The following is a 3,692-nucleotide window of genomic DNA, read 5'->3' as shown; positions in this document are numbered from 1 at the left end:
CTTTATACTCTACCTGCTGATATTTTTTACTTCCGTTCACTATATGTAACTTTGATGTACGTACTTTACAATACTTAAAATAAAACACTTTTCCAAGTGTTGTTATATATCTTTTATAATTATTCATGGATTACACACTAATTACACCTCTAGATAATTACAAAATCTTACGAATTCAAAAGATTTTGGTGCAGTATTTGTTATATAAATCACTTATAGTTAACGATACAAAGTTATTTACGGTAATTAACAGTGTAATTTGTTATTAAAAACCCAATCGGAAATTCAATAATGTTTCACTGATCTCATCTTCATTGATCCCGATATAGCGTTTGGTGATCTTCTCACTGCTATGACCGAATATTTCCATCAGTGTGGCCACATCTTTCGTCTTCTTGTAATAGTGGTAACCGAACGTCTTGCGCAGCGTGTGCGTGCCAATATCGTCTCTGCCTAAGAGCTTAGCGACCTTTTGAAACATCTGGTAGACGGTATTCACTTCTAAATGGCCGCCTTTGCTGCTGGGGAAGAGATAATCAGACGTGTCCAGGGGGTTAGTGTAGTCCTGGATTAGATCCTGAAGGCTCCCTAAATAGAGTATGCGTGTTTTCCCCGTCTTTTGTTCCACGATTCGAGGGTTTTTTGACGTTAGAATATCCTGTTTCTTTAGTTTAACGATATCGGACATGCGTAAGCCGCTGTTAATCCCGATCAAAAACAGAAACACATCGCGTTCGGCGTGCTGATTGCGCCGTAAACAGAATAAAAAGTCGTTTATTTCTTGCTGAGTACGGAGGGGTTGGACATTGTACGTCATTTTAAACGGCTCTCCTTCCATAAAAGTGATACATGATTACACTCAATATACCACACAATCATGTATTAAAGCACCCTAAAGAAAAAGAACCCTTTGGGTAAAGGATTCTTGATACACGCTTTTATGTCATTTCATGTATTCACAAGTCATCATTTTTCAATGAAATACTTATAAAACTAAGTTTGTCAGAATCATACAACTGTAAAACTCATATGTATTATAGCAAGGAAAATAAATAGTAGGTTTTTATGATATACACATAGATAGGCAAGAAATTGCACTAGTTTAGGTAGGATTTTCTAACTAGTGCAATTTTTGCATTGCTTTTTCAAATAATTAACGATAAACTAGTTAGTGTGCTAACTAGTTTATGTGAGGTGATAGAATGAATATTGGTTATACAATAAATTATTGTTCAAAGCTATTAAAAAATAGATTAAATAAAGAACTTGAAATAGAGGATATCACAGTATCTCAATTTGCAACTATAAAAGATATTGAAATGAATTCTTTTAAAGATGGAAAAGAAGTAGGAGCTACAGCGGTTGAAATATCTGAAAGATTAGATATAGATAAACCAACTATATCAGGAATCATAAATAGACTTATAGATAAAGAATATGTAGAGAAACAACCAAATCCTAATGATAAAAGGTCCTTTGTATTAAAGCTAACAAAAGAATCTAAAAAAAAACTTCCTAAGCTAGAAGAAATAAACAATAAAGTACTATCTAACGCAACAAAAGGATTAAGTAATGAAGAAGTTCTACTATTTAAAAACACAATAAGTAAGATTATTAAAAATATGAGGTGAAAAAAATGGATAAATATTTGGTAACAGGTGCAAGTGGTAATATTGGTCAATATGTAGTAGACGAGTTACTAACTTTTAAAAAAGATATAAAAGCAGCAGTTCATAATATAGAAAAAGCTAAAAATTTATTTAAAGATAAAGAAAATGTAGAAGTAGTAAAATTCGACTTTTTAGATAAGAAGACGTTTGGAAAAGCATTAGAAGGAGTTCGAGCTATTTTTTTAGTGAGGCCTCCAAATCTTGCAGAACCGCAAAAAGATATGCTGCCTTTTTTAGAAGCTGCTAAAGGAAAGGGAATAGAAAAAATCGTATTTATATCTCTTCTTGGAGTTGAAAAGAATCCAATAGTACCTCATAGAAAAATTGAAACTATTATAAAAAACCTAAGTATACCATATGTGTTTTTAAGACCGAGTTTTTTTATGCAAAACTTAAATACGAATCATAGAGAAGAGATAAAAGAACGAGATGAGCTATATATACCAGCAGGGAAATCAAAGACAAGCTTTATAGATACAAGAGATATAGCAAGAGCAGCGGCTATTAGCTTAATAGAAGATAAATATAAAAATACAGCTATAACGTTAACTGGAAAAGAAGCGATTAACTATGATGAGGTATCTAAGACCTTGTCAGAAGTGCTTGAAAGAAATATAGAGTATAAAAATCCAAGTCTTTTAAAGTTTAGAAAAGAAAGGGTAAAGAGAGGAACTCCCAAAGAATTTGCAAATGTAATGATGCTTTTATATCTTATGACAAAGCTTGGAACAGCAAAAGACATAACTTATGATTTAGAAAAAATTATAGGAAGAGAGCCGATTAGTTTTAAACAATATGTGATAGACCATAAAGACTATTGGAAATAATATAGGGGGGAATTAAAAATGAGTATATTAAGTTTATTTAAAAACAATGAAATAAAACTCATTGATAAAAGAAAAGAATTCTCGGATAAGTATTCTTTTTCATTTGAATCTAAATCACCACTGAGTTGGAAAGCAGGACAGCATGGTCTATTTAATTTTAAAGGTGAAAAGTTAAATAGAGGGAATTCTAGAATGTTTAGTGTGGCCTCTTCTCCATATGAAAAGATTATAACTATAGGCACAAAAATAGGGGAAAATCCTAGTGGATTTAAAGCTAAACTAAAATCTATGGAAATTGGGGAGAGCATTTTTTTAAGAGGTCCATTTGGAGGTTTTTTCATTTCTAATGATAATAAAAGCATTGCTATGATAGCTGGAGGTATAGGTATTACGCCTATGAGAGCTATATTGAAAGATTTAGAATATAAAGATACAAAAGGAAAGGCAAAGCTATTTTATGTGGATAGCAAAAGGGAGTATGTGTTTAAAGATGAATTAGACAAAATAAGTAATAACAATCCTAAAATTAATATTATATATTTAAAAGATAGAAAAGATTTGGAAGAAAATATATTAGACTATATAAAGAAACATAAAAACAATTCATTATACTTTATATCGGGTAATCCAAATATGGTAAAGGAAATTAGACTCAAGCTTAAAGATAATGAAATTAAAAGAAAAAACATTATAAACGATAGCTTTAGGGGGTATAAATAGTATGTAGAATTGAAGTTGAAAAACTAGAGTAATACTCCTAGATTATGTTAATTTGATTAATAGACAAGTCTTATATTCTACTTATTAAAGCCTAAATTTTAATACTATCCAGTTTGACACAATAGAACGCATGACAAATTCATGAATCGTTAAAGAGACCCTATCAAAAAGACGAAAAGAGGTTTCTTATTGTTCTGCACGGAAAAAGTAGTCCGCTATTCCGATATTTTTCGTACCTACTTGCGATGACACCTTTTATCCTCGCAGAGACCGTGCTTTACCTGAATCCTAAAGAGAAATTAAAATAATTAAAAAACGCAATAAATCAAGGTTCTCGATACACGAGTCTATGTCATTTCATGTATTAAACTACTCATGTTATTTCTTGTACAACAAAAGTAGGGATCAGTAATAAACTGTCTCAAGCAAAATTGCTTATATATTTTTAAAATCAACGGGCTAACTTAAACTTGAA

The 3,692-nt window shown here is 31.0% G+C and carries 4 protein-coding genes; 3 read left to right on the top strand and 1 reads right to left on the bottom strand.

What is annotated here, in order from left to right; all coding sequences use genetic code 11:
• Positions 1-265: 265 nt before the first annotated feature.
• Entirely contained in the window at positions 266-817 is a 552-nt protein-coding gene (locus AX762_RS11010; protein ID WP_071849184.1) for a tyrosine-type recombinase/integrase, read from the bottom strand.
• A 385-nt stretch (positions 818-1,202) separates the two neighbouring features.
• On the opposite strand from AX762_RS11010, the gene AX762_RS11005 reads away from it, so the two are divergent.
• From AX762_RS11005 to AX762_RS10995, 3 genes are read left to right on the top strand one after another with little or no spacing between them, the layout of a single operon-like run.
• Entirely contained in the window at positions 1,203-1,631 is a 429-nt protein-coding gene (locus tag AX762_RS11005) for a MarR family winged helix-turn-helix transcriptional regulator (protein WP_071849183.1), read from the top strand.
• Between the two features lie 5 nt (positions 1,632-1,636).
• Positions 1,637-2,497 (top strand): SDR family oxidoreductase, encoded by an 861-nt coding sequence (locus AX762_RS11000; protein WP_071849182.1) that lies wholly within the window; start codon positions 1,637-1,639, stop codon positions 2,495-2,497.
• An 18-nt stretch (positions 2,498-2,515) separates the two neighbouring features.
• A complete protein-coding gene (locus AX762_RS10995; RefSeq protein ID WP_071849181.1) occupies positions 2,516-3,217 on the top strand; it encodes an FAD-dependent oxidoreductase in 702 nt (233 codons plus the stop codon).
• The last annotated feature ends 475 nt before the right edge of the window (positions 3,218-3,692 follow it).

It is taken from the genome of Alkalibacterium sp. 20 (genome assembly GCF_001885615.1).
GTDB lineage: Bacteria > Bacillota > Bacilli > Lactobacillales > Carnobacteriaceae_A > Alkalibacterium.
This window is presented reverse-complemented; position numbering and strand designations above follow the sequence as displayed.

What these genes read in the sequence shown, in the direction of transcription:
- AX762_RS11010 (WP_071849184.1), bottom strand. Translation starts at nt 817, where the DNA reads ATGACGTACAATGTCCAACCCCTCCGTACTCAGCAAGAAATAAACGAC.
- AX762_RS11005 (WP_071849183.1), top strand. Translation starts at nt 1,203, where the DNA reads ATGAATATTGGTTATACAATAAATTATTGTTCAAAGCTATTAAAAAAT.
- AX762_RS11000 (WP_071849182.1), top strand. Translation starts at nt 1,637, where the DNA reads ATGGATAAATATTTGGTAACAGGTGCAAGTGGTAATATTGGTCAATAT.
- AX762_RS10995 (WP_071849181.1), top strand. Translation starts at nt 2,516, where the DNA reads ATGAGTATATTAAGTTTATTTAAAAACAATGAAATAAAACTCATTGAT.